Below are 26,328 nucleotides of genomic sequence, written 5' to 3'. Positions count from 1 at the left end.
AACCTAATCTTAAAGTTCAAATTTTATTTATTTAGAAACCCCCATCTTTTTTTGCTTTTTAAGCATAATCCCAATCCTAAACCAATTACCGCAACCACAATTGATTATAAGAAAGTGTCATTGTTCCCAGCAATAAAGGCATCTATTGAAATTGTTTTTTTCAGCTTTTGAATCGCATCAGCTGACATTCCGATTATCTCAGATTTATGTTCTTTTAACATTTCTGTACCATGAAACTGTGTACGATTCGATATCAACGTGACAATAAGACTTGAAGTTATTGCTCCAACTGTTTGCCCTAACGTACTGTTCATCGCAGTACCATGTGATACTTCTTCTTGCTTTAATGCATTGAGTGCATTTGTTTGAAGAGACATTTGAACCATCCCCACGCCAATTAAACGAATAGCATACGTTAAACAAATAACCCACGAAGCGGTTTCTAGTCCTAGATTCCCTAAAATTACAGATGCCACAATCATTAAAGGAAAACCGATTAGGATAAGTGGACGAATTCCAAAACAATCAAATAACTTACCGTTAATTGGTGCTAATAATCCCATAATCATCGCACCTGGAAGCATAATTAATCCTGATTTTAATGCTGTCATGCCTTGAATGTTCTGCAAAAATAACGGTACAGAAATCATCACCGAATACATTGCAAAGATAGTTGTAATTAGCACGAAAATAGATAATGTATATTTAGGGTTTAGGAAGATCTTAAAGTTTAAAATTGGTTTTTCTAAGAAGTTTTGACGAATGACAAAAGCTGCAATTCCTAAAACCCCTGCAATTAAACTAACAATAACTACTGTGGAATCCAAGCCTTCTTTACCCGTAGCACTAAAATACCCGAACCAGAACAAAAGCATGAATTACTAAACTATCTAGAATGGGCAGAAAAAACGAAGGGATTTTACGGGGAAAAAGGTTTTAATTTGGAAGTAATGAAAATAAAAAAAACCATAAAAATGGTTTAGAGTGTGATTACGAAAAACGAAGGATTACCTCCTTCGAACTAGGTAAAAAAGCAATAGACGCCCTTCTTGCGGAGGGCAAAGAAGTTACCTTGCACAATGTATCTAAAAAGACAAAAGAACTCGATGAACAAGGCCAAGGGATTCATTTTAATACTATAAGAAATCATGAAAAAATCTATGCGTATTATAAAGAAAAGAGTAAGAGTTATAAGAAAAAACAAAAAGAGATCGAAAAGCACCTTCCCTATCGACAAAATGAAAAACATGCTTTTCACGAGTTTGAACAATTAAAGTCTGACAGGAATTTAAAGAATGTTTACAGACAGTATATGCGTCTAACGAAGTCCGAATTAGCAACGCGTTTAATAGAAACTGAGCAGTATATCGTGAAAGGAAATCAGGCGTATTTGAAAAGGTTATTTGAGACGTATGAGGGATAAAAGTGGAATAAAATTGTCGTGATAAAAGGAGTGGATTCCCCACTCCTCTTTCATTTTAGTATAAGTGTTAAACAACGTGTATTTACTGTTAATCCAAGCCTAAAACTCTATTTCCTTTGTCTTTCAGTAAAAGTCATTCTTCTCGGTTTTATTTATTCTATCGTTGTAATTTCATTTGAATTATAAATATGAATACCAGATTCTTCACGTAGCGCTGTTATATACATTCCTTTCGCCACATCTTTAGCTGAAATTGGTTTATACTTTTTAAAAGCCCCTTTAAATATAAACGGAAGAATACGAGATAATTTCTCAGCCATTCTTTCCCCAAAACGATATTCTTGTCGATTTCCAACTAATAATGACGGCCTGAAAATATGTATGCCACCAATAACTAGCTTTTTCAGCTCCTCTTCCATTTTCCCCTTCACTTGCGAGTAAAAGAAAAATGATTTAGGTTTTGCTCCCATTGATGAAATAACAAGAAAATTTTGCACGCCTTGTTTTTCAGCTAAGCAGGCAGCTCGTAATGTATATTCATAATCTACTTTTTTAAAATTCGACTTCGACTTCGCTTTTTTTATCGTTGTTCCTAAGCAACTAAAAACATCATCTACTGCAAAAAATTCTTTGTATTCCTCTAATACTGAAAAATCCACCTGTTTCTGTTGCAATTTCTCATGCTGTAATTGTAATGGTTCCCTTACAAAAATAGTAACCGAATCGTAGTAATCTGAGTCAAGTAATAGTCGCGTTATTTCTTGTCCAACTAACCCACTTGCGCCAAGTACTAACGCTGTTCGCTTATTCATATATGTGTATACCTCTTTATTTACTATTCTCTCCTATAGCTAATCGTCGCTAACAGGAGTTTCCGTTCTCCCATTTTACCATAAGTAAAGCACTATGCGTATGCATAGTGCTTTACTTACTCTTTTTTCTCTTCTTTTTCTTCCGCTGGCAATTTTGTAATTGTTGTAGCATCCCCTAAATTACTTATTAGTCTTCTTAAAAAAATTAAAACAAAAGATAATGGCAAAACAACCGCAAGTATTAATAAGATAGCTTCCATGAAGTAACCCAAGCGCTCATCCCCTTTTTTCTGCTCCCTCCCAATATATGAAAGTAACATTGTCACATATGCACCAATCATAAAAATTAATACCTTTCTTTTTGACAGATTTATTACAAAATCAAATCGTAATGATTATTATTTATTGCAACTTTCATAAAGATGTATTATACTAGGTTCGCAAACTAAAACGTAATTATTCCGTTTTGTATTAAAACGATATTTTCTTCTTATATTTGGAGAAAATATAATTGTAAAAAAGAAAAGAGGAGAATTATATGCCTAAAAAATTAGCTCTATTTTCATTTATACTTATTTTCACACTCATCTTTGCTGGATGTTCTAACAACAAAGAAGGTGCAACGAAAAAAGATGGGAAACTTTCTGTTTATACAACCATTTTCCCACTCGCTGACTTTGCAAAAAAAATCGGTGGTGATTATGTAAATGTAGAAACAATTTACCCACCTGGTGCGGATTCTCATACATTTGAACCAAGTCAAAAGCAGACTGTACAAGTGGCGAAAGCCGATTTATTTGTTTATAACGGCGCAGAATTAGAACCATTTGCCGAAAAAATGGAAAAATCATTAAAAAAAGAAAACGTAAAAATTGTAAATGCATCTAAAGATATCGAACTTCGTGCTTCATCTGAAGAAGAGCAGCACGATCATGGAGACGGTCATAAAGAAGATGAACATCATCACGATAAAGACCCACACGTTTGGATAGATCCTACTCTTGCGATGAAACAAGCAGAAAAAATTAAAAATGCACTTGTAGAATTACAGCCTGAACATAAAAAAGAGTTCGAAAAAAACTTTGCAGCACTACAAACAAAATTCACTGATTTAGATGATCAATTTAAAGCAGTTGTTGCAAATGCAAAAACGAAAGAAATATTAGTTTCACACGCAGCTTACGGCTACTGGGAACAACGATACGGTTTGAAACAAATTCCAATCGCTGGAATTTCAGCATCTGATGAACCATCTCAAAAACAGCTTGCTGACATTACAAAAACAGTAAAAGAGCACGGTCTACAATATATTTTATTTGAAACATTCTCTACTCCAAAAGTAGCATCAGTTATTCAAAAAGAAACAGGTACAAAAATTTTACGCTTAAATCACCTTGCTACTATTTCTGAGGATGATGCAAAGAACAATAAAGATTACTTCACATTAATGGAAGAAAACGTAAATACTTTAAAAGAAGCAACAAACTAATCAACTATATTTTCTAGGCAGCTGAATATGTCATTCAGCTGCCTTTTTATGTATTTATCCTTGACTTGACCAAAATAACAAGTAAAATTATCCATATTAGCTTTTAAGCTATATTAATCTAGAAGGTGAGTTGGAATTATGACTCTTCACATTAGTGAAGTAACAGCAAAAAATTGGCGTTCAGTAGCTGCTTTAAACGTCGCAAAAGACCAGCAGCAATTTATTGAAAGCAATGCGTTTTCTTTAGCAGAATCATTATTTGAAGGAAACGGAACGTCAGTAGGTTTATATGATGGAGAAACACTTGTAGGGTATGCAATGTATGGATGGTATTGGGAAAAACGTAAAAGTGTCTGGTTAGATCGCTTTATGATTGATCAACAATATCAAGGAAAAGGATACGCAAAACGTTTCCTTCGCATACTCATTCAATTCTTACAAGAAAAATTTGAATGTAAAATAATTTATTTAAGTTTACATCCTGACAACAAACTCGCAATGGGACTATATGAATCATTTGGCTTCCGTTTAAATGGTGATATTGATGACGAAGGCCCAGTTGTAGGTGTTGTAATGGAATTACTAATAGATGAAAATACAAGCCTGTGAAAACAGGCTTTTTTATTATTTATTTATTAATGTCACATTTTCTATATTTAATTTTTTCTCCCTATGTGCTTCGCTTTTGCAATCTAGTATTATCTCCGTAAAATGCTCATTCGATTGAATTAGATGAATCATTTGATTGCTTAAACGTATTACTATTTCTTCTTCCTCATTTGTAACATCTGAAAATAGACAACTAATAATGTCTCTATCTTCATTTGTTATTTCTCCATATAATTTCACCGTATTTATCCCTGTAATTCCCTGTTCCAAACTATTTGGATACATATATTTCTCCATATATTCTCTGCTCTTTTGATCGTCCATTTGTTGTAGAAAGAATTGAAACGGCATCCCCTTCATCGGCTGTATGTATGCATTTTTCCACGGCATAGTTTTCTTAAATAAATTAAAAAACCACTTGTAGTGTAATGGTTCTGGTTTTGTAATTTCAATTCCACCTTCTATCATTTTCCCATACACTTTATCTATATTTTCAACATCAATTGCCAGTCCGATGAGTCCCCTATGGCCATCACAATATTTCTGAACCCACTCTTGTACCCAACCACCCCCATCTTTTGTTTTTACTCTTACTAATTCTAAATATTCTTTTCCAATCCATATGTTAGATACTTTAAACCCTTTCGTTCCCTTTCCACATTTCGGAACATATGGAAGCCCGATAGAATGTACATTTTTAATCGTTTCCTTATTTTCTTGTATTTCTTTATTTACATTTATAACAAGATGATCGATTTTCATATTCTTCCCACCACATTTTTAGTTTTTTAATAGTTTCTCTAACCTATGAATAAATCGAAGTTGCATCTCACATTGTTCATACATATTTTCGAAAATTAGTTTCACATACGCTGGCGCGTTATCTTTTAGTCTTTCTCCTTCCCTCATCTCTTCATAAGTAGATCGTATTTCACTTTTCTGCTCTTCTAGAGCTTCTAAAACCTCCTCTCTCATACCCTCTTCTTCTGACAGAAATGTTAACGCTGTATATAGATGTTTCGGAAACATAACTGAAGTTTTTTGAAACGACTCCTTTAATAACCTTTTAAATTCTTGACTTCCCTTTTCTGTAATACAATATATCGTTTTCGACCGTTTTCCGGTCATTTCAATTGCTTTAACTTGAATGAAATTTTCATTTTCCATTTTTTTTAATGCGTGATAAATAGAAGCTGGGAAAACTTCCGCCCATTTTTTACTTTGCACCATATTTAGCGCCTGCTGTATTTCATAACCAGATAGCGACTCCCTTTTAGTAAGCAATCCAAGAATCATTAAACGCACCTTTTTTCCCCCTACCCCTAACAAAATACTAAACGTTTAGTATTTTCAGATTATTTTAATACAAATTCCAATTTTAGTAAACAAAAAAAACAAAAATAAGCCTGCGATTTACGCAGACTTATTTCACACACTCTTGGAAATGTTCTTGGAACCATTCTTTATTAATATCTTTTCCGATGAACACTACTTCGCTTACTCGCTCTTCGCCCTCTTGCCACTCTCTATCGTACGAAGCAGCAAACAATGTATGTACACCTTGGAAAACAATTCTTTTATCTACTCCGTCAATAGATAATATCCCTTTGTAACGATATAAATACTCCCCTAGCTCTTGCACGACAGCTGACATCCACTCATTCAGTTTTTGTAAATCTAACGGACGCTCTTCACGTAGTACAAACGATTTTACACCTTCTAAATGGTTATGTTCTTTATGAGGGTAAATTTGTAACGTATCTTTCGTTTTAAACGTTTGAATTTGTAGTAACGATGGTATATCTACCTCACAGTTAGTCGTCTCGATTAATTTTGCAGTTGGATTAATTCCTTGCAGTTCATGTACGAGACTTTCTTTCTCATTTTCTTCAATTAAATCTAATTTATTTACTAACACAACATCAGCAAAGGCAATTTGTTCTTTTGCTTCTAGTCCCTTTTCAAAATGTTTATGTATATGATAGCTATCTACAACTGTTACAACACCGTTAATTTGGTATGCAGATTGAATAACTGGATCTAAAAAGAAAGTTTGAATAATCGGACCTGGATTTGCAAGACCTGTTGTTTCAATTACTAATCCATCAAAGTCCATTTTCCCTTCTGCTTTCACATCCAGTAATTGTTTTAAAGCAACAAGTAAATCTTCACGCACAGTACAGCATAAACAACCGTTTGTCATTTCCATAATTTCTTCTTCAACGTTCATAATTAATTGATTATCGATACCAATTTGCCCTATTTCATTTACAATCACTGCTAATTTCTTGCCGTGATCCTCTGATAAAATTCGATTTAATAATGTCGTTTTCCCTGATCCAAGAAAACCAGTTAGTATTGTTACTGGAATCATTCCTTACATCTCCTTATAGCTATATGTTTCTACATTATAGCATATAGAGAAAAACGTTTTTGTAGCAAAACATATTTATTGTATGTACAACCGGGTAACTATATAATAATATGTAGCAAGAAAGCCTTTTCAAAAATATTATCATTCATCAAGGGGGTACTTATAATGGAACGAGTTCAAATGGCCGAAACACTAGAATTTTCTCGTATTATTCAAGGGTTCTGGCGTTTAGCAGAATGGAATATGACAAAGCAAGAGTTACTTTCTTTTATTGAAGACTGTATGGATTTGGGGATTACTACTTTCGATCACGCTGATATTTATGGCGGATATACATGTGAAGGATTGTTTGGAGAAGCGTTACAACTCAAGCCTTCCTTACGCGAAAATATGCAAATCATCACTAAATGTGGAATCGCTCCCCCATCCCCTAAATTTCCAGAGCGATATGTTGCTCACTACAATACGAGTGCTGAACATATAATAAAAAGCGCGGAGGATTCATTACAAAACTTACATACAGATTATATTGATGTATTGCTCATTCATCGTCCTGATCCATTCACGGACCCAAATGAAGTGGCAGAAGCGTTCTCACGCTTAAAGCAAGAAGGAAAGGTTCGTCACTTCGGTGTATCTAACTTTTTACCTTCACAATTTAATATGTTAAGTTCGTATTTAGATTTCCCGCTCATTACAAATCAAATTGAAGTATCTGCGATGCAGCTTGAGCATTTTGAAAAAGGTACGATTGATTTATGCCAAGAAAAACGAATTAATCCAATGATTTGGTCACCTCTTGCTGGTGGTGAAATCTTTACTGGTCAATCAGTACGTGCCATACGTGTACGTGAAACTTTACAAAAAGTTGCTACTGAACTAGGTGTTACTAGCATCGATACTGTTATGTATGCATGGTTACTCGCTCATCCAGCTAACATGATGCCAATCGTTGGCTCTGGTAAATTAGATCGTGTGAAAACAGCCGCTCTTGCTACAAAAGTTAACTTAGACCGCCAACAATGGTTTACAATTTTCGAAAGCTCTAATGGACATCCTGTACCATAATAAACAAAAAGAAGAGCTGTTTCTTTACAGCTCTTCTTTTTCATATGTATTTCTCGTCATTGCAAATACACACATATCCCTTAATCCATTTCCATCCACCGCAACACTCGCGCTTTCTAAAGTACCCTCTAATTTAAAGCCTAATTTCTCTGGTATCGCTCTACTCTTCTTATTTAGAGAATCACAACGAATTTCTACGCGGTTTGCTTTCAATTCAGTGAAAGCATAATCTGTTATACCTTTTGCAGCCTCTACCATATAGCCCTTTCCACTAAACCTTGAATCAATCCAATACCCGATTTCAAATTGAGGTATATCCCAATTAATACGATGTAATCCGGCAGATGCAATAAATTCACCTGTTTCGTTCGAAAAAACTAGTAATCTCAAATCCTCACGCTGCAAAAATTGAATATGCGATTTTCTAATACTCTCTTCTATTTCTTCCTCTGTTTGCTCTTTTTGTGCAAAGACCATCCAAGGTTTTAATTCTTGTATTGAAGCTTGAATTGCGTCATATACAACTTTACCATCACCTGGTTTTGGCATTCGAATAAAAAGCCTGTCAGTATAAAATTCAGAAGGAAAATCGAATAATAACGGATTCACTGTAAACACTCCCTATAATTCTTTTATATATAATAATATCCATCTCAAGTTATACAGTAAAGAAATTTCTGAATTTTAAACTTTTTGATCATTCACTTCCATCGCTACACGAACTCCAGATTCAATCGCACCTTGAATCCATCCGTGATACAGCGTTGTATGATCACCAGCAAAATATATTCTCCCCTCAGGTTTTACAATGACTGGCTGTAATTCTGATTCTTGGCCAGCTTGAAATAGTGCAAACCCTCCAAGCGCATATGGATCTAATGTCCAACTCTTTGATATTCCAGACATGAACTCATCATATACTTGACCGCCTAATATTGTTGCTAAATTTTGTAGTGTGTAATAGATACGATCCCCCTTTGATAACCCATCCCATAACAACGCATCATAAGACCATGTATAGCTTCCTAACATCATAGCAGGCCCTTTCTCTCCGATTCCATGGCTTGGATAATACGCATAACGTATAGGAAGATCTGTTATAATTCTCCCACCTAATTGCCCTTGTTCCTCCCAAAAACGACTTTTAAATTGAATTCCTATTTTTGTAGCTGGCATATAATGCAATTCGCGAATTGTTTTCCACTTCGCATGAGATATCGAATCAAATGGATCTACTTCTACAAATCGCATTGTTGAAAAAGGAATTGTAACAATAACTAAATCCCCTGTAATACTACTATATTCAAAAGTTTCCTCGTTCCGGTAATAGGCTGTTACACTATTGGCTTGTTGATGAAGCTTCATTAATTTTTGATTATATATAATATTTCCTTCTAATTGTGGTAAAAAAGACTTTGGTAATCTATCATTCCCACCTATTATTTCGCAAAATCCGCTCTCCTCTTGCATAATATATAAAAAACGTAACGTCTCAACGAATGACCTTTCTAAAAAACCTTCTAAATCTAATAGAACACCTATCATCTCAATCGTTACTGGCGAAAAATACGTATTATATTGATAAGGATGATATTTTAAAAATTGACCTGTAGAATATTTCCCAAAATCCTTTACTACAATATCCCAATTTTTCTCTGGGTTCTTTTTTATAAAATTTATAATGGGCTGTACCGCTAACATTAATAGTTCCTCAGACGTTTTCCCAACTTCATTCATTTCCACAGGATATCTTAAAATACTTGGATCTTTTTCGTATTGTTTTAATGTCGTTTCCCGACCATTTACGTATATAATATCTGTCTCATTCCTATTAATAAAAGGGCTCACCTGTAGCCCAAACTTTCTTATATATGCCATCGTTAATGTATGCGAATACGGAATTCTCATCGCTCCAACATCTAAATATAATCCGGTATCTTCCATCCTAACTGTCTCTATGCGGCCACCTACACGGTTGTTCGCTTCAAAAACCTTCACTTCATGCCCTGCTGCTTTTAATAAAGATGCCGAAACTAATCCAGCCATACCAGCCCCTACTACAATGATTTGTTTCGGACGTGTCGTCTTCTTCAATCCCTTATTTATAACTTTTAACGTTTCATCCATCTCATTGTTAAACATTATATCTTTCTGCACAATCCCACCCCTTACTTCATGAAATACAAATTAGTGGTTTAGTGCATTTTATTCATAAATTCACTTAAACATAACACCACCACAATTTGAAAATTCACTAAAAATACATAAGGTGCAGCTCTCCCCCTTCCACATACTTCATATGATAAACATACAGATAGTAACTGTATGGAAAGGGTGGATACACATGAAACGTACTTACGATTATCAGGCTACAAAAAAACATTTAGAATTAAAGAAACAGCAGTTATGTAAAAAACTCACTAGCGTTAAACTAACTGAAGAAGAACGCAAGCAAATACATTTAGAAATTGATAACTACGAATATATATTAAACTTAGTCGAAATGAATCATTATGAACGAGGGTTTTTTCATTAAAAGCGGATAAAAAATTATTCACTTTTCCTTTTGAGCATTTCATTACGCATTTTTCGTAAGTAAATATATAATAGGATGTACATTAAGATTGAGAGGTATATTCTATGATCAAATTAAGTGTATTAGACCAATCACCTATTTCAGATGGTAGCACAGCAGCCCAAGCTATTTCACATACAGTTACGCTTGCACAAGAAGTTGAGAAACTCGGATTCACACGTTTTTGGGTATCCGAGCACCATAATTCAGTTAGCTTAGCTGGTTCAAGTCCAGAAATACTCATTTCACATATTGCCGCGAAAACTGACCGTATTAGAGTTGGTTCTGGTGGTGTTATGCTGCCACATTATAGTCCATATAAAGTTGCCGAGAATTTCCGCGTTTTAGAAGCACTTTATAAGGGCCGCATCGACCTTGGTGTCGGGAGAGCGCCTGGTGGTATGCCGATAGCAACTCGCGCACTTCAAGAAGGTAAAATGGTCTCACTTGATCAATATCCAGAACAAATTGCAGATGTTGCTATGTACTTACATGATCAAGTACCAGAAAACCATCATTATGCAAACTTAAAGGCTACTCCAGTTATCCCAACATCTCCTGAAATGTGGATGCTCGGTTCTAGCGGAGAAAGTGCAATGATTGCCGCAAAGCAAGGCGCTTCTTTTGCATTTGCACAGTTCATTAACGGATACGGTGGCCCTGAAGTAATGAAGGCTTACCAAGAACAATTCCAACCTTCCTATTTAGGTGATAAACCAAAATCAATCGTATCTATTTTTGTTATTTGCGGAGAAACAAATGAAGAAGCGGAGAAGATTGCATCAAGCCTTGATTTATCGATTTTACTATTAGAACTAGGAAAACGGACTACTGGTACTCCTTCTATTGAAACTGCTCAAAATTATTCGTATAGTGCTTATGATCTATTCCGCATAAAAGAAAATCGTCAACGTATGATTGTCGGTGATCCGTCTTCTGTGAAAGAAAAAATATTAAACTTAAGCAAAGCGTATAATACTGACGAATTTATGATTGTCACGATTACTCATCAATTTGAACATAAATTAAACTCTTATCGCCTATTGGCAGATGCTTTTAATTTATAATAACGAAAAGGAGATGCATCACATATGATGCATCTCCTTTTCTTACTACCAATCAATTGTTTTTGCTTCCTATATATTCAATAGCTTCTTTTAATAACTCATCAAAATTATGAGGATAATCATGATTTAAGTTAGGCACAACTTTATACTTATGTTCTATATTTTTATCCTTTAATAACGTTACAAATTGCTGTGTACCTTCAAAACAATCTTCATCTTGATCCCCACATATTATATATCCTTTTATGCTTTTATCATGCAATATTCCAATCATCTCTTCCCATTCTTCCATTTCCGGAAGCCACGGTGCCACAAAAATAAAACCGTTCACTTCTATTTCACCTTGTAACATGGAATGTAACGCTACTCTTGCCCCAGCAGAAAAGCCACCAATAATAATATTCCCAAATGTTTTATTCACTTTAATCTTATTGTAATGTCCTTTTAACTCATCTCTTCCTCTTTCGATATTATCCCACACATATCCATCTGAAAATTGAATTTGGGAAGATTGAGGCAATGCTAGCATAAAACCTTGTTCCATTACAGAGTTCCAATATGGTTCTATTATTTGTATATTTTCTTGATCCCCATGCAGTGTTATTAGTAGATTTTCAGTTTGTTTGCTGTATTTATATTTCACGTCTGCTTGTTCCGATTTCTTTGCTAATTCTTCTCTTTCTTTACATAATTGAACCATTCTATGAAACTCTTCAAATTTATGTAGTGGTTTTAAATCATCATCGGAAATTAAATACTCACTTCCGTACCAAAATCCATTTTCTATAATTGCTTTCTTCATTAAATGCAACGCTTCTTCTTCAAGTCCTGCTGCACTTGCTAATGCATATTTAAAATTATATATTTGCGCTTCATTACCCATTACATCTTTAGCATTATTCATTATATAAGAATACGCTTCAAAACTTCCTTTATTTGCATAACAATGTAACGTTTCATTTAATAACTTAATATAAGTCATACTATTTTTCATATAGAAATTCCCCCGTAACCTTTTATAATAATTGTTTCTCCAACATTCCTATCATTCTAGGGTCACGGTATAAGTAAATAAATTCTACAATTCAACTTAACAATACCTGATTCTCAGAATGATATTTAATAATTAATGTATGTATACGCATAATACACCACTCCTTCCTATCCACTAGTTGTAGTATAAAGTTAAATAGACTGAAAAATCAATGTTTTAATAACAAAAAAAGACAACAATATATTATTGTTGTTCTCATAACATCTGCCCACTATTCTTTTTTTTCTTATCTGGTTTACTTGAAACTAAATAATGCTTTTCTGAAATATATAAGTTTCTTTTTAATATACGATTTAAATATGGTCCTAGCTTCACTCCGCATATGAGGCGATCTTCACTATCTTCAACAATTGGGAACATTTCTTTTTCTGTTACATATTGATCTACGGCCTTTTGTACGATATCAATTTCTTTAACTAGGTTTAAATTTTCTTCTGTATGTTCAAATACTTCAAGCGTTTCCTTCGTTATCAGAAAAAAATTTGTTGGAAATGCAGGTAAATAGGGCTTTAACAAATCATAATTTACTGTGTAATCATCATTTACTAAAACTGTATAAACGATATTAGCATTCGTTTCTAGAAACTTCGCCATCGCTTGTTCTAATTCATCTTTCGTAATTTCCCTATCTTCTTTTCCAGTTCTGAAAAAGCGAAACATTGTATCGCCTCCTTTTTACTATATTATAGCATAAAAGAAAACTGAAAAATCACAAAAAACTCTATTGAAAGAATTTTTCAATAGAGTTTTTCTTTAATCAATTTATGTTTATTTTAAGAATGCACTTAACATCCACACATGTTGTTCTAATGTCGTATGAATTGCTAATAGCATATCAGCTGACGTTTCATCACCAGCTTCATCAGCTACTTCCATACCTTCTTTTAATTCTTGAATAAGTGCAGAAAAATCGTTTACTAAAGTTTGTACCATTTCTTCTGCAGACTCTTTGCCTGTCCCTTCACTCACAGTAGAAGCTGCTAGATACTCTTTCATTGTCGCTAACGGTTTTCCTTTTAACGCTAAAATACGTTCTGCTAACTCATCAATGTAAGTCCCTGCTTCATTATAAAACTCTTCAAATTTCTCATGTAATGTAAAGAAGTGTGGTCCTGTCACATACCAGTGATAATTATGCAATTTCACATATAACACATTCCAGTTTGCTACCTGCTTGTTTAATACTTCAACAACATTTGTTTTCGTACTCATACAATCCACTCCTCTTATCATTTTATAATTATTATCTTTTAATAACTTAATTACATTTTACCATAGATTTCCTACTCTTCCGAATGAACAGCTTATATGTAACAAAGTTTTAACAACCTTAATATTTCCCTAATATCATATAATTCATGTATTCTTTCAACTACTTCACATGTCTAATTGTCCAAGCTCACACATATGCATAATAGTAAGTCAAGCTCATCATAGAAGAAAGAGGGATAACATGGACAATCAACAATGGCAAGTAGCAAAGAAAGTCGCTGCTACTTATATCGGAACTGTCGTTGGAGCTGGATTTGCTACTGGGCGCGAAATTGTTGAATTTTTTACAGTTAACGGATTTTACGGAACCATTGGCATATGTATAAGTGGATTTTTTTTTATTTGGCTCGGCACAAAGATGATGTTACTTTCATCACAAATAGGGGCATTCTCAGCTCAAGAATTCAACAAATATTTATTTGGGGATGTATTTGGAAATGTCGTAAACACATTACTATTACTCGTATTATTTGGTGTAACGAGCGTTATGTTATCAGGAGCCGGTGCAGTATTTGAAGAACAACTCCGCCTCCCGAGACAACTTGGTATTTTCATCACGGTCATCGCCTGTCTCATTATTGGGAGCCGGGGATTACAAGGTGTTTTTGAAGTAAATACGCTTGTCGTACCTATTATGATGATCTTTATTATCGGACTCGCTATTACAACCTTTTTCCATAGTACAACACCTATTAGTAATACTATTCCTGCAGAGAGCTGGAATATGAAGTGGATTACTAGCCCTATTACATATGTCGCTTTAAATCTTTCGCTCGCCCAAAGCGTTCTCGTCCCGTTAGCCAGTGAAGTAAAAGATCGAAAAGCCATTTTGTGGGGTGGAATTTTAGGTGGTGCAGGACTTTCTTTAATTTTATTATGCAGCCATTTAGCTATCTTATCAGTCGACCAATTTTATCAATACAATATCCCAATGGCTGAAGTCATAAGAAGATTTAATGCAACTTTTCACTTTTTCTTTGTTCTTATTATTTTCGGTGAAGTGTTCACAACTTTAGTTGGTAATGTGTTCGGGATGACAAAACAAATGCAATCCATTACCGGATGGAAAAGTAATAACATTATTTACTTCATATTACTAATTAGTTATTGCTTTAGTTTCATTGGATATAGTGAATTACTTCATATTCTATACCCTATTATCGGTTGGGTGAGCATCATTTTACTACCGATTATTGCCTTTAAACAACTTCAAAAAACATAAAAAAACATCCGTGTATACGGATGTTTTTCATCTTCATTCACAGTCTTCACATACTTCCCAGTACGGCCCCATTTCTACTGCAAGATATGGCTTTAATTGCAAACGAATCATTCGACTTGGCATGCGTTCCAATACGAATTGAATGCCGTCTTCCTCTTCATCCAACTCAACTTTTGAAATAGCAATTCTTTGCATAGTAGTAATAGGGCTTCCATCTTTATATAAAGTGATTTTCACCTCATCATACTCATTAAAATACAATTCAACATTCATTTGCTTTTTTAACATTTCATCAACAATTTCATAATTATCATTTTGTTCCTGGATTATATATTTCCAGCCGCCTCTATCTAATTTTATCGGAGCAGCTTGGAATAATGTCATCAAATCCTCGTATAGCATAAGATAACCCCTCTCTTACTAAAAAACGATGAGTATTTTATATACCCTTTATCTCTATCACTATCCATGTTTATTGTACCATATATCACAAATCTTACCGCATTCATTTGCTTTATAAACACATACAAAACATATAGTATTTTCAGTTCACTCTCTATTCACTAGTATGTTCCCTTACTGATAACTTATCACTTTCCTTATTTCCTACACACTACTAATAACTCTTAAAAAACCACAAAAAAGAAGAGTAATTTATATCACTCTCCTCATAAGATTTTTCCTGTAACTGCTAATGCTAACACTATAATTAAACTTGCAAATAATAGCGATACAATTAAACTAAAAATCGGTAATATTTTCTTTTCATTCTTCTTAAATAATAACCTTAAACTAAAAATGATATTTAATGGAACAAATATAAAATAAAAGTATTTAACGATTTGTAATGAGCTATTTGAAAGTGTTTTAAATACAAACACTTCAATTAAAAAAGCAACAAAGAATAAAATGCTTAACCAAAACGAGACATAGCTAAGCCAAGAATGTCTTTTCGTTCCCCAATACACTCCCATACTGATCTCCTTTAAACGTAGTCTATATTATATTAATTATACACCCGCTTAACAAATTCCTCTATTTTTCGACAAACATTAAATACATTGAACCTCTAATCCGTTTATCAGCTAAAAAGACTGCCTCTAATAGCATTAATGCTATTTTGAGACAGCCTCCCCTTTTTATACTTTAAATCTTTCAATTAATACTTGTAACTCTTCAGCCATTTGAGATAGTGTACCAGCCGCAGAACCAATTTCTTCCATAGAAGCTAACTGCTCCTCAGCTGACGCTGCAACACTTTGTGTACTCGTCGCATTATTTTGTGCCGTCATAGCAATTTGACCAACCGAAATAGATACTTCATTTGCACCTTTTGACATCCCATTAGCTGTTTCAACCATCGTTTTAATTTGGTCAGCAATTTCATTTGTAGATTGTAAAATTTCAGTGAAATTTTGTTTTGTTTCATTTGCAATAACAAGTCCAGATTGCACTTCTTCATTTACATTATTCATAGATTTTACTGTCTTACTCATATCATCTTGTATTTCACAAATTAATTTACTAATTTCACTTGATGATACACTAGATTGTTCTGCTAATTTTCGTACTTCATCAGCAACAATTGCAAAGCCTCTTCCATGCTCACCAGCTCTTGCAGCCTCAATTGCTGCATTTAAAGCTAGAAGATTTGTCTGATCTGCAATATTTTGAATAACTTCTAAAATATCACCAATTTGCTTTGATTTGTTATTCAACAACTGAATAACAGCATCTGACTGTGAAACTGATTCCGCAATAGATTGCATTTGATTTACTGTTTTTCCAACTAGCTTTCCACCATCTTCTGCTTTTTCGCGAGTGTGAGCAGAAGCAGTATTAATAGATGATGAGCTATTTGCTACATGCTGAATCCCTTCTGTTACATCAAACAGTAACATAGCACCATTTTCTACGCTTGCTGTTTGCGTCGTTGCACCACTTGATATTTCATCCATTGCTAATGTAATTTGTTCAGTCGCTTCACTCGCTTGTCTCACACTTGCTGTTAACTCTTCAGATGCAGCTGCAACATGCCCTGCTGAAGTATTAATTCTTCCAATTAACGTTCTTAGTGAATCTGTCATTTCATTAAAACCTTTTGCAAGTTGACCGATTTCATCGTTTGAATGAATTTCAATTGTTTGCGTTAAATCTCCTTCACTTATTTCTTTAGAAGTGGCAACTAATCTCTTTAAAGGTTTTGTAATAGAAAGAGTTACTAAATAAATAAGTGCCCCTCCTACAACTAATGAAATAAGCATAACAATTAACATATTATAAAATACAGGCTGAGCAGCTTCAATTACTTCATTTGAGTACATCGTTCCACCGATTTTCCAACCTGTTTTTAAGTTTGTAGCAAATACCATTTTCTTTTCACTACCATCATACGTGTATGAAAAAGTGCCTTGATTATCTTCGTAAATTCTCTTTGCCCAAGAATCAGCTGCTTTATCTCCTGGTTTTTCTTGAGGATGCGCAATTATTTTTTGTTTTCCATCTAAAATGAAAGTATATCCTTTTTTACCAATATTGATTAATTTTGTTGTTTTCAATAAATTCTCTAAACTTAAATCTACCGCAACAACACCATTTTTATCTTCTGTTTGTTTCGCAATCGTTACGACAATATATCCATTTCCTTTCGCCTTATACGGTTCAGTGACCACGATTCCACCTTGTTTACTCACTGCATCTTTATACCAAGAACGAGTTGTTGGATCATAATCTGCTGCCATTTGTATATTTGGTTCTTGCACAAACTTCTTATCATTGCCGGCAACATATACTTGTTCAATATCTTTATTTAAATTAATATATTGAGATAATACCTTTCTTAATTCATCTTGATTATCTCCTTGATACATATCACTATGAATCACTCGTGCAAAGTTATTTACTTCGTTAAATTTCGCCTCAATCATTTGATTGATTAAATTATCTAATATTTTTATATTATCGTGAGCACTACTCGTAATTTGTGATTCAAAATTCTTTTTAGCCGTTTGATAAGACATTCCTCCAATAATAGAGACAGCCGCAATTAAAATTATCAAAAATGAAATTAATAGCTTTTTTGCTACTTTTATATCTCGAAACCACCTTAACAGTTTACTCATTATAAACCTCCTACATTTAAATATTAAGTTTTAAAGATAAATAACCAATTATGAATATATCCCATTCCCTATCCTCTATTTTTACAATTCGTTTTTGATAAACACCTTGTAAAGTTTAAACAAATATTCTCCCTTTGTCTATATATATGAATAATATTATTATAAAATTTACAAATACAAAAAACCAAAGGAATAGTCCTTTGGTTTTTTACATTTTTTTATGTTGTTTAGAAATCTTCTTCCACTTATCACGCTCAGCTCTTGCGAGAATAGCATCTTGTTTTCTCATAAAATACGCCAATTCTCTTTGCAACTTTTTATAGCTTTGCAAACGATTTATCGTCATTAGCCCGTTATCAATTGCTTTATGCACTGCGCATCCTGGTTCATTCTCATGTTTACAATCTCGAAAGCGGCATGTTTTTGCAAATTCTTCAATATCAGAAAATGTTGTTTGGATTGCATCGCTTCCTTCCCAAAGTTGTAACTCCCTCATGCCAGGAGTATCAATGACTAAGCTCCCACTCGGTAGTTGGAACAGCTCACGATGAGTTGTCGTATGCCGCCCTTTACTATCTTCCTCACGTATATCTCCCGTTTTCGCTATCTCAATTCCTACGAGTGCATTTAACAAAGTAGATTTTCCAACCCCTGATGAGCCGACTAAAGCAATTGTTTTTCCTGAAGCAACAAATTGTTGTAATGAGTCAATACCTCTATGCTCTAAACTATCGACGACGAAGACCGGAACACCAATTGCAACAGCTTCCGTTTCTACAATTTTTTGTTCCACATCTTCACATAAACTACTTTTTGTTAAAACAATAACAGGCATTGCACCACTTTCATACGCTAATAGTAAATAACGCTCCAACCTTCTTACGTTAAAATCATGGTTAAGTGCATTCACTAAAAATAAATAATCAACATTTGCTGCAATTATTTGTTCTTCAGTTCTATTACCAGCTTCTTGTCTTGAAAAAGAACTTCTTCTCGAAAAAATACGATGAATGATTGCCTTTTTCTCATTTTCTATTTTCTTTATATACACCCAATCACCAACTGCTGGGTAATCTCCTTTCGTTACCGCTTCATGCCGAAACTTCCCAGACAGCTCTGCCATATATTCACCGTCATTACAAATAATGCGATATATATGCTTATGCTCAAGTAAAATACGCCCTACTTCATAATTCTTCTCTACAGCTTGCTCTTCAAAAAATGAATCCCAGCCGAATGATTCTAAAATATTTTGATTCAAATCAATATCCTCCCTAGTTTGTACTAAGTGGAAGGATTGTGCGCTCACTTATAGAGTATCGCCCTTTCCGTCCACCTTTGTATTTGGTTTATTATTCATATAAGTTAATCTCACCATAATACATCACCCCGTTCTAATTTTAATTACTCTCATTATATGGAATATCCCATTAAAAAGCTACCTTATTTAACGTAATTTTCAAATAACTTATTTTTTAGCATTTTAATTTGTCCGCGATGACTAATTTCATCTTCTAGCACATGAAACCAAAGGTAGTGCTGATTATACGCTACGCCATTAGGCCACTTTCTTTCTGACATTAGCCATTCGTCATCCTGTTCACTCAAACACTTTAGTGTTTCTTCTCTCACTTTTTGCAAAAGTTGTACATAATACGGTATGTCATAGCCACGAATAGATTTCCCTGCTTCCCCTAAATACAGTGCATCTTCCCATATTTCTAATTCTTCTTTTGTAAAGTCACGATTTTGAAATGAAATAAGCTGATGGGCTTTTTCTATAGCTGCAATATGCTTTAATAAAGCACCAATTGAATTCCCACCACTTGGCATAATTAAATCTAATTGCTCAACTGATAGATTTTCTATTTCCTGTAATGTTACCGCCCTCGTATGCTCCAGCATACTTACTAATTCCCCTATATTTTTCGTATAACCATCTACACTTCTTATTCGATACTCTATATTCATATCACACACCTCTTTCTGCATTCATATTATTGTAAATATGATTCATATAATAGACTGAAATATATCAAAATTTTCCGTTATAATTAAATAAGGAATATATCCAAACAAACTTTCTCAATATACTTATATGAAATATTAAAAGGAATCAATATGAAAAAATCGAATCTTATTCACTAAAAGGAGTGGATTCGATGGAAATGTATCAATGGCTAACCGCAGTTCTCGTTGGTGGCATTACTGGCTTCGTTTCCCATCTAATCAATAACCAAGGTAAGTTATTGCTTCCACGCCGTTTGAAAACTTTTTTTCATTTTGGATTTTTAACTGATATTTTCACTGGTAGCCTAGCCGCACTCCTTGGACTCGTTTTATTCGATGTCACCGCAATAAAGGAAATTATAAAAGTCTCCATTGTGACTGCTATTTCCGGTCAAACTTTTTTACTTCACCAAGCTCTAGGTGGTGAGCAGGCTAAAAATACGCAAATTGGAAAAGCTGATGAGAAGATTCAAGAAATTGACAAATTATTGCGACGTTAGTCTATACTTTTTTTAAAAATTATTGTTATAATGAAAAATATATATTTTCTATTGCGTCGTTTGTCAGAAGAAAGGGTGTTTCGTATGACAAAAAAGAAAATAGAAGATTTCTTAACAAACACCGAAAAAGAGGAACTGCTAGAAAACTATAAATGTTTACGAGAAGCCCGCACAAAAAGCGAAGCTAACTATTTTGGTGAGGCAGTAGACCATCTATTAAATAAAGTAAAAAAACGAATTATTGAAGAAGCAGGAATACATGATGAAAATGCGGCAACAGTTCAATCTAAACGAAAAGCACTGTTTTAGCTAAAACAGTGCTTTTTATTACGGCATTTTTCACATTACTTTCACATCTATTTCACAAATATAAGTATTCCTATATGTTAAACTAAGTATATCCTTTTCCAAGGAACTATATGCCGATATATAAATCCCTATCTCTTTAGGGATTTTTATTTTTGGATTCCCCATAATTTTATTACAATACATTTCTATTATTTGTCTACTTTTTTTACCCCCTGCACTCAAAAGCTCCTTCATGTATTTCTTCTCTTTTTATATAAAAAGAGGGATAGTTCCCCATCGCCATCAAGCTAAGATTATATAAGTTTAATTTCACGTGAAATTTTTTCGTTTTTCTAAAGATCCAGTGTAAGTTCTTTAAAGATTTGCATACCAAATAAACCCTATCGGGTTTCAATTTTTTGGATTACGCTACATGATTGTGAGACATAGAAAAGTTGTATACGACGCCTAAGATATCAAAGACTGTTTTCTTCTCATACCTATGGGATTTTCGTCCATTTTTCTGTAAGAGATTAAACATACGAAAGAGAATCTTTGTTAATTCTTGGGTGTCTTTTTGTAAAGATTGATAAATAAGTGGAAAATAATCTTTGATGATATAAATTGCTTTATATTCACTTAATTCTCGTTTCTTCTTGATGAGGAGTAATTGGCGCATTTGAAACATGGTGGAGGAACAAAGAAGGATACTTATTAATTGTCCGTATAAGTGACACTCTAGTCGTTCTAATTTTACAGAATTACAGTGATGAATACGAAAAAATGATTTCCAGGTTTTAAAAATAAGTTCAATTTGCCAGCGTAAGGAATAAAAATCGTATACTTGTTCCTTTGGTAGATATTCTAAAGGAATATTTGTAATGTAAAAGTTAATTGCACTAAGCCTCTTACTACGTTCTTTATAGGTAATTTGCTTCTTATGTTCTTTAGATGCTAAATCCTTTTGCCTACGTTTCATTTGCGTTTCAGTTAATTTGTACAAAATGAGTCTTGCAGGAAGTTTTTGATGCATTCCAATATAAACCTCAGGAATTTCATATGTTTCACCTGACTGTAATTGGTCAATGAATTGCTCCATATCTAATTGGATGTACTCAGAGTGCTTTTTTATTGTTCCATTTTGAAAGTATTCAGGCTCTTTATTCTTCTGATATATACGTGTATTGAGCTTTAACCTTGAAATAAAATAGGCATTACACTCTTCTATAGTATGTAAGTCTTTTAAATCGAAGTATCCTAAATCACGTATACATACATCGTTCGGTTGAAGGGACGCTAAACAAGTAGAACCATACGTTTTATCATTGTGCTTTCCCGATCCTACATGAACATGAAGAAATTGACCACTTAGTAAATCATACTCTAGTTGAATTTTTACGCCAGCATTTTGCCCACTACCACCGGAACCTTGATATGTAGAAACGAATTTATCCGGAATCTGAAAATGTGTAGAATCCAATACACGAATACGCCGAAAATAGTTTGCATACAAAGTTGGAATCTTGCTAGAAGAACAAAATTGTTGGTGAAGTAAATGTGCTAAGAGTTGTTGTAAAAACTGAACAGCCTGAGAATTAAAACGCTGATTGAGTCCTTCGGGACTCATAGAAATACCTGTGTTAGCTTCTAATCGACTACATAATTGTGTCAATGAAGTATGAGCTATATTTTGACTTAACCAAATACATAAGGCTACTAAATCTTGTGCACGGTATCTACTTTTTCGTTTAACAAATCCTACATTTTTAGCTAATTGCTCTAAAGCATCAGGTGACATATATCGTTCCAACTCTCTAGAAAACAATTCTAATTCATCAAAAATCGATAAGTTCATATCAAACACGCCATCCTTTCCTATGATTCTACAGAAAGAATAGCGTATTTTTTTATTTTAGTGGAATTTTGTTTTGTTAGCTTGATAGCGATGGGGTATTTGCATTTCTTAGCTTGATGGCGATGGGATAGTTCCCTCTTTTTAACTAATCTTCTAAAATAGATTCAATCTCTTTCATAACTTTTTCATTCAATGAAACATCCACTGCTCTTACACTTTCTCTTATTTGCTCCGCTCGTTTCCCACCAGGAATAACAGTATCAATTCCTTTTTTATTTAATAGCCACGCTAAAGCTAAATGTGATACTTCAAGATTCATTTCTTTAGCTAAATCTTTTAACATCTCAACTTTTTTAAAGTTATTTTTATATGTATTTTCTTCAAATAGATTTACACTTTGACGCCAATCGCCTTCGTTTAATTTAAAATCTTCTGTATATTTCCCGCCTAGTATCCCAAAAGCAAGAGGCCCGTACGGTATAAATGAAATACCTGATTCTATACAATATGGCAAAAGTTCTTCCCCAGCAGCACGATCCAACATATTATACGGTGATTGTACAACATCTATATGTCCGTGCTGATTCGCTTCTTTTAATTGCTCTACATTTACGTTAGATATTCCAATTGAACGAATTTCCCCCTCTTCTTTTAGGCGAGTAAGTTCTCCAATTGAATCTATGTAACTTGTTTCAGGATTTGTAAAATGTAAATAATATAAATCAATATAATCAGTTTGTAATCTTCTTAAGCTATTTTCCACAGCATTTCTTAAATAGCTTGGTTCATTATTAATATGAACCTCTCCATTTAATAATGGCTGAATTCCACCTTTTGTAGCAAGTACAAACTCGTGGCGTTTTCCTTTTAATACTTCTCCTACCAATTCCTCTGATCTACCGAAACCGTATGAATCTGCTGTATCAAAAAATGTAATCCCTTGCTGAATTGCTTCTTCTATTAATCTTTTTCCTTCTTCCTCATTCACATCAGCATATAAATTATGTCCCCCAACAGCGTTTGTTCCTAACCCCAACTTCGAAATATTTAGTCCTGCCTTTTGCAATTTTGTATACTTCATTTTTTATCCCCCTATATTTCTATTGTTCGATTATATTCAAACAATAGAAATATACCACTTTATATGTTATAGTGCAAATATATTAACTTATACAAGCAGGTGAAAAAATGCGTACTCTCTATCATCCAAATCGAGAAGAAATTCAATTCTCTTCTGTCTTATATGCACTTAGCGATCAAATTCGTTTACAAATTGTAACTATGCTACTAGAGAAAAATGAACAATCTTGTGGCGCGTTAAACATTCCAATTGCAAAATCAACTTTATCTCATCATTTCAAAGTTTTACGTGAATCTGGTGTTATGTTTACACGACTTGAGGGAACGCAACGTTTCATTTCAATTCGTGAAGATGATTTAAATGCTCGATTCCCTGGTTTATTAGATGTTGTAATACATGCGACAGAACCATACTAAAAAACATCTCATATAAATATGAGATGTTTTTTAGTAATTACTATTCTTTTAATAAATCTATTAATCCATTCCCTTCAGATGTACGTTCATACCCTAAAGGTACAGTCCTTTTTATAAGTTGCGCGTATATTTCCGGCTCTGATAATTTTCTACCGTACTCTCTCTCACACTGCTTAATGAGAAGTGCTAACGCCCCAGCGACATGCGGCGTCGCCATTGAAGTACCACTTAATACCGCATATTTCCCCTCTGGATACGTAGACAGTATTTCATCACCCGGCGCTACTAAATCAATTTCTTGATTTGAATTACTAAAGCATGAAATTTTCCGCTCTAAATTAACAGCACCTACTTCAATTACTTCAGAATAAGCACCTGGAAAATCTAATTCTTCAGTATCATCGTTACAATCTCCATCATTTCCTGCAGCGCACACGACAAGTACGTTTTGTTTTACCGCATTTTGAATAGCTTCATGTAACTCTGGTACATCTTGCGGACCACCAAGTGACATTGAAATAATTCTCACTTTCTCTTTATTCGGTCCTCTCCAATTTACAGCATAATGAATGGCCTCAATAATTTGCTCATAACTTCCAGAACCGTCTCCAGCTAATACTTTTAAAACTAACATTTTAGCAAGTGGTGCGACTCCTAAAACACCCACTCCATTTTCAGTCGCTGCAATTGTCCCCGCTACATGAGTACCATGCCCATTATTATCAAGATAAATATTGGGATTTCCTTCATAATCTTTCGTGAAATTTCTCCCACCAATAATACGATCTTTTAAATCTACATGATTTACATCACAACCTGTATCTAAAACAGCAACGACAATGTCTTTTCCTTTCGCGCTCTTTTCCCATACTTGCGGAGCATGAATCAATTGTACACCTGGTGGAATTTCATTTACTTGTTCAACCACTTTATTTACAGTAAACGGAATTAATTTAATGCCTTTTTGTTTATTCGCTGTACTACTATTCATCGTAATCCCTCCTGAAAATATATTATTTTCATTTCAGACCACTATTGAATGCGTTTAGATTTAACATTCGTTTTATTCGTTCCATTTCCCTTCCTCTCAAATGTTTCTCAATAAACAAAAGAAAAGGACCCTTCGCATTATATTTAGGTTAGGTAAGTGAAACAGTTGAAATTAAAAGGACCACACATATTAAACATGTCTAATATGTGTGGTCCTTGTTTAGTTAAAATAATGATTTAGACTAAACATCATTGGTTTAATTGTATTTATCTATTCTTATGTTTTAAATTTAATAAAATAAAGATGTAGACTGTTGACTAAATTTCATTTTATACAAAGATTTTTTATTGTTAAAAATTTCTATTTATTCAGAGTCCAAATATTCCATAAAACCCCTCATATAATTTAAGTACAAAACTTCACAAATTAAAAATTATATATGTGTTTTGAGTTTGTATAGAAAGTCAAAAGCGAACTTTTCCTTTTCCTTGTATTTTTCAATATTTTCGGGTAAGTAACAATGATGTTTATTAAGTATATTTGTTTCTAGATATTCAATCGTTTCCAGTAAGGATTGTCCCCTGAGTGATCCAGTGATTAAAGATTTAACAATTAAAAATGTCTCTCCACCCTCAAGTAAATGTGCATCGTGGAGAATTTTAGCTTCTAGGCTTTCTGGTTTTCCATCCTTTTGAGAACCGTCTGCTACTTCTAGAATTCGTTTTATTTTTTCTCCACTAAACCCAATACCCTTAAAAAATTCTTCAATACTTATTCTTATCTCTTCTTCATATATTACTCCGTGAAAATATGCGCCATATTTAAGTAAATCCTCATCTACTTTATTTTTATATATTTTAGCCATTTCTAGAGATAAATTTAAAATTCTTTTTATATGTTCAACATTGTGCATTATATCTTTTTGAGCATAGTAAGGTAATATGAAATCTTCAATTAATTGAATAGTGTCCAATTTCAACAGCTCCTTTATTTTTAATAAATGTATTTGATTTCCTCCCACATTATAGATCCGTTTTCTTTAATTGAATAAACAAAAAACCGACAATAGTATACCAATCCTTTCTCAATTAAATCAAATA

At 33.6% G+C, this 26,328-nt stretch carries 31 protein-coding genes; 10 read left to right on the top strand and 21 right to left on the bottom strand.

The window, feature by feature from the left end:
• Positions 1–104 precede the first annotated feature (104 nt).
• Positions 105–827, bottom strand: coding sequence for an MFS transporter (locus ABH957_RS08945; protein WP_404511010.1), 723 nt, complete (start codon positions 825–827; stop codon positions 105–107).
• Positions 828–1,072: 245 nt separating this feature from the next.
• Between ABH957_RS08945 and ABH957_RS08940 the strand changes: the two genes are divergently transcribed.
• Positions 1,073–1,423: a hypothetical protein gene (locus ABH957_RS08940; protein ID WP_404454968.1), complete on the top strand. Its 351-nt coding sequence runs from the start codon at positions 1,073–1,075 to the stop codon at positions 1,421–1,423.
• A 152-nt stretch (positions 1,424–1,575) separates the two neighbouring features.
• Here the strand turns inward: ABH957_RS08940 and ABH957_RS08935 are convergent, their stop codons facing one another.
• Positions 1,576–2,235: an oxidoreductase gene (locus ABH957_RS08935; protein WP_003188777.1), complete on the bottom strand. Its 660-nt coding sequence runs from the start codon at positions 2,233–2,235 to the stop codon at positions 1,576–1,578.
• A gap of 116 nt (positions 2,236–2,351) precedes the next feature.
• Entirely contained in the window at positions 2,352–2,576 is a 225-nt protein-coding gene (locus tag ABH957_RS08930; RefSeq protein WP_002012427.1) for a hypothetical protein, read from the bottom strand.
• Between the two features lie 197 nt (positions 2,577–2,773).
• On the opposite strand from ABH957_RS08930, the gene ABH957_RS08925 reads away from it, so the two are divergent.
• Positions 2,774–3,724: a metal ABC transporter substrate-binding protein gene (locus ABH957_RS08925; RefSeq protein WP_088293937.1), complete on the top strand. Its 951-nt coding sequence runs from the start codon at positions 2,774–2,776 to the stop codon at positions 3,722–3,724.
• Between the two features lie 138 nt (positions 3,725–3,862).
• Positions 3,863–4,333 (top strand): GNAT family N-acetyltransferase, encoded by a 471-nt coding sequence (locus tag ABH957_RS08920; RefSeq protein ID WP_002031458.1) that lies wholly within the window; start codon positions 3,863–3,865, stop codon positions 4,331–4,333.
• A gap of 15 nt (positions 4,334–4,348) precedes the next feature.
• Here the strand turns inward: ABH957_RS08920 and ABH957_RS08915 are convergent, their stop codons facing one another.
• The 3 genes from ABH957_RS08915 to ABH957_RS08905 form a co-directional block, all read right to left on the bottom strand.
• Complete coding sequence (locus ABH957_RS08915; protein ID WP_199663066.1) at positions 4,349–5,095, bottom strand: VOC family protein; 747 nt, start codon at positions 5,093–5,095, stop codon at positions 4,349–4,351.
• Between the two features lie 18 nt (positions 5,096–5,113).
• Entirely contained in the window at positions 5,114–5,638 is a 525-nt protein-coding gene (locus ABH957_RS08910; RefSeq protein ID WP_404511008.1) for a PadR family transcriptional regulator, read from the bottom strand.
• A gap of 118 nt (positions 5,639–5,756) precedes the next feature.
• Complete coding sequence (locus tag ABH957_RS08905) at positions 5,757–6,707, bottom strand: CobW family GTP-binding protein (RefSeq protein WP_404443233.1); 951 nt, start codon at positions 6,705–6,707, stop codon at positions 5,757–5,759.
• A gap of 165 nt (positions 6,708–6,872) precedes the next feature.
• Between ABH957_RS08905 and ABH957_RS08900 the strand changes: the two genes are divergently transcribed.
• Positions 6,873–7,775 carry an aldo/keto reductase gene (locus tag ABH957_RS08900; protein ID WP_404443236.1) on the top strand — a complete coding sequence of 301 codons (903 nt, stop codon included), beginning with the start codon at positions 6,873–6,875 and terminating at the stop codon, positions 7,773–7,775.
• 24 nt (positions 7,776–7,799) lie between these two features.
• Here ABH957_RS08900 and ABH957_RS08895 read toward each other — a convergent pair whose 3' ends face one another.
• Together ABH957_RS08895 and ABH957_RS08890 are read right to left on the bottom strand one after the other, a co-directional pair.
• Complete coding sequence (locus ABH957_RS08895; protein ID WP_002126982.1) at positions 7,800–8,384, bottom strand: GNAT family N-acetyltransferase; 585 nt, start codon at positions 8,382–8,384, stop codon at positions 7,800–7,802.
• Between the two features lie 75 nt (positions 8,385–8,459).
• Positions 8,460–9,932 (bottom strand): flavin monoamine oxidase family protein, encoded by a 1,473-nt coding sequence (locus ABH957_RS08890; RefSeq protein WP_033730283.1) that lies wholly within the window; start codon positions 9,930–9,932, stop codon positions 8,460–8,462.
• A gap of 187 nt (positions 9,933–10,119) precedes the next feature.
• Between ABH957_RS08890 and ABH957_RS08885 the strand changes: the two genes are divergently transcribed.
• Positions 10,120–10,311: a DUF3896 family protein gene (locus tag ABH957_RS08885; RefSeq protein WP_282914753.1), complete on the top strand. Its 192-nt coding sequence runs from the start codon at positions 10,120–10,122 to the stop codon at positions 10,309–10,311.
• Between the two features lie 104 nt (positions 10,312–10,415).
• The gene (locus ABH957_RS08880) at positions 10,416–11,417 is read left to right on the top strand and encodes an LLM class flavin-dependent oxidoreductase (protein ID WP_404511006.1); all 1,002 of its coding nucleotides are present in this window, start codon (positions 10,416–10,418) and stop codon (positions 11,415–11,417) included.
• A 52-nt stretch (positions 11,418–11,469) separates the two neighbouring features.
• Here ABH957_RS08880 and ABH957_RS08875 read toward each other — a convergent pair whose 3' ends face one another.
• From ABH957_RS08875 to ABH957_RS08865, 3 genes are all read right to left on the bottom strand, one after another.
• Positions 11,470–12,411, bottom strand: a complete 942-nt coding sequence (locus ABH957_RS08875; RefSeq protein WP_404511004.1) for an alpha/beta hydrolase — start codon at positions 12,409–12,411, stop codon at positions 11,470–11,472.
• A 255-nt stretch (positions 12,412–12,666) separates the two neighbouring features.
• Positions 12,667–13,131: a DUF3939 domain-containing protein gene (locus ABH957_RS08870; protein WP_000488199.1), complete on the bottom strand. Its 465-nt coding sequence runs from the start codon at positions 13,129–13,131 to the stop codon at positions 12,667–12,669.
• Positions 13,132–13,239: 108 nt separating this feature from the next.
• Positions 13,240–13,683, bottom strand: coding sequence for a Dps family protein (locus tag ABH957_RS08865; RefSeq protein ID WP_002126976.1), 444 nt, complete (start codon positions 13,681–13,683; stop codon positions 13,240–13,242).
• 241 nt (positions 13,684–13,924) lie between these two features.
• Here ABH957_RS08865 and ABH957_RS08860 point away from each other — a divergent pair, with 241 nt between their 5' ends.
• Positions 13,925–14,965: a YkvI family membrane protein gene (locus ABH957_RS08860; protein ID WP_002064968.1), complete on the top strand. Its 1,041-nt coding sequence runs from the start codon at positions 13,925–13,927 to the stop codon at positions 14,963–14,965.
• A 33-nt stretch (positions 14,966–14,998) separates the two neighbouring features.
• Here the strand turns inward: ABH957_RS08860 and ABH957_RS08855 are convergent, their stop codons facing one another.
• The 5 genes from ABH957_RS08855 to ABH957_RS08835 all read right to left on the bottom strand — a co-directional run bounded on the left by ABH957_RS08855 (position 14,999) and on the right by ABH957_RS08835 (position 20,058).
• Complete coding sequence (locus tag ABH957_RS08855) at positions 14,999–15,367, bottom strand: DUF3979 family protein (protein WP_002126974.1); 369 nt, start codon at positions 15,365–15,367, stop codon at positions 14,999–15,001.
• Between the two features lie 266 nt (positions 15,368–15,633).
• On the bottom strand, positions 15,634–15,939 hold the full coding sequence (locus ABH957_RS08850; protein WP_404511002.1) for a hypothetical protein: 306 nt from the start codon (positions 15,937–15,939) through the stop codon (positions 15,634–15,636).
• A 165-nt stretch (positions 15,940–16,104) separates the two neighbouring features.
• The gene (locus ABH957_RS08845) at positions 16,105–18,087 is read right to left on the bottom strand and encodes a HAMP domain-containing methyl-accepting chemotaxis protein (protein WP_404511000.1); all 1,983 of its coding nucleotides are present in this window, start codon (positions 18,085–18,087) and stop codon (positions 16,105–16,107) included.
• Positions 18,088–18,295: 208 nt separating this feature from the next.
• Positions 18,296–19,348 carry a ribosome small subunit-dependent GTPase A gene (gene rsgA / locus ABH957_RS08840; protein ID WP_002126970.1) on the bottom strand — a complete coding sequence of 351 codons (1,053 nt, stop codon included), beginning with the start codon at positions 19,346–19,348 and terminating at the stop codon, positions 18,296–18,298.
• 182 nt (positions 19,349–19,530) lie between these two features.
• The gene (locus ABH957_RS08835) at positions 19,531–20,058 is read right to left on the bottom strand and encodes a DinB family protein (RefSeq protein ID WP_404510998.1); all 528 of its coding nucleotides are present in this window, start codon (positions 20,056–20,058) and stop codon (positions 19,531–19,533) included.
• A 191-nt stretch (positions 20,059–20,249) separates the two neighbouring features.
• Here ABH957_RS08835 and ABH957_RS08830 point away from each other — a divergent pair, with 191 nt between their 5' ends.
• Positions 20,250–20,597 (top strand): DUF4257 domain-containing protein, encoded by a 348-nt coding sequence (locus ABH957_RS08830; protein ID WP_000426317.1) that lies wholly within the window; start codon positions 20,250–20,252, stop codon positions 20,595–20,597.
• A gap of 84 nt (positions 20,598–20,681) precedes the next feature.
• Entirely contained in the window at positions 20,682–20,906 is a 225-nt protein-coding gene (locus tag ABH957_RS08825; RefSeq protein ID WP_002012407.1) for a hypothetical protein, read from the top strand.
• A 30-nt stretch (positions 20,907–20,936) separates the two neighbouring features.
• On the opposite strand, the gene ABH957_RS08820 is transcribed toward ABH957_RS08825, so the two are convergent.
• The 3 genes from ABH957_RS08820 to ABH957_RS08810 all read right to left on the bottom strand — a co-directional run bounded on the left by ABH957_RS08820 (position 20,937) and on the right by ABH957_RS08810 (position 23,821).
• The gene (locus ABH957_RS08820) at positions 20,937–21,140 is read right to left on the bottom strand and encodes a hypothetical protein (protein ID WP_002012406.1); all 204 of its coding nucleotides are present in this window, start codon (positions 21,138–21,140) and stop codon (positions 20,937–20,939) included.
• A gap of 169 nt (positions 21,141–21,309) precedes the next feature.
• Positions 21,310–22,740: an IS4 family transposase gene (locus ABH957_RS08815; RefSeq protein WP_404510996.1), complete on the bottom strand. Its 1,431-nt coding sequence runs from the start codon at positions 22,738–22,740 to the stop codon at positions 21,310–21,312.
• 145 nt (positions 22,741–22,885) lie between these two features.
• Complete coding sequence (locus ABH957_RS08810; protein WP_404510994.1) at positions 22,886–23,821, bottom strand: aldo/keto reductase; 936 nt, start codon at positions 23,819–23,821, stop codon at positions 22,886–22,888.
• Positions 23,822–23,928: 107 nt separating this feature from the next.
• On the opposite strand from ABH957_RS08810, the gene ABH957_RS08805 reads away from it, so the two are divergent.
• On the top strand, positions 23,929–24,237 hold the full coding sequence (locus tag ABH957_RS08805; protein ID WP_016102179.1) for an ArsR/SmtB family transcription factor: 309 nt from the start codon (positions 23,929–23,931) through the stop codon (positions 24,235–24,237).
• Positions 24,238–24,277: 40 nt separating this feature from the next.
• Here ABH957_RS08805 and ABH957_RS08800 read toward each other — a convergent pair whose 3' ends face one another.
• Positions 24,278–25,228, bottom strand: coding sequence for a serine protease (locus tag ABH957_RS08800; RefSeq protein ID WP_404510992.1), 951 nt, complete (start codon positions 25,226–25,228; stop codon positions 24,278–24,280).
• A gap of 433 nt (positions 25,229–25,661) precedes the next feature.
• Positions 25,662–26,249, bottom strand: coding sequence for an HD domain-containing protein (locus ABH957_RS08795; protein ID WP_404510990.1), 588 nt, complete (start codon positions 26,247–26,249; stop codon positions 25,662–25,664).
• Positions 26,250–26,328: the final 79 nt, after the last annotated feature.

The sequence above is a fragment of the Bacillus sp. RC242 genome, assembly GCF_044908245.1.
Taxonomy (GTDB): domain Bacteria; phylum Bacillota; class Bacilli; order Bacillales; family Bacillaceae_G; genus Bacillus_A; species Bacillus_A mycoides.
Note: the sequence above shows the minus strand (reverse complement) of the source record. Positions and strands in the feature narration are given on the sequence as shown.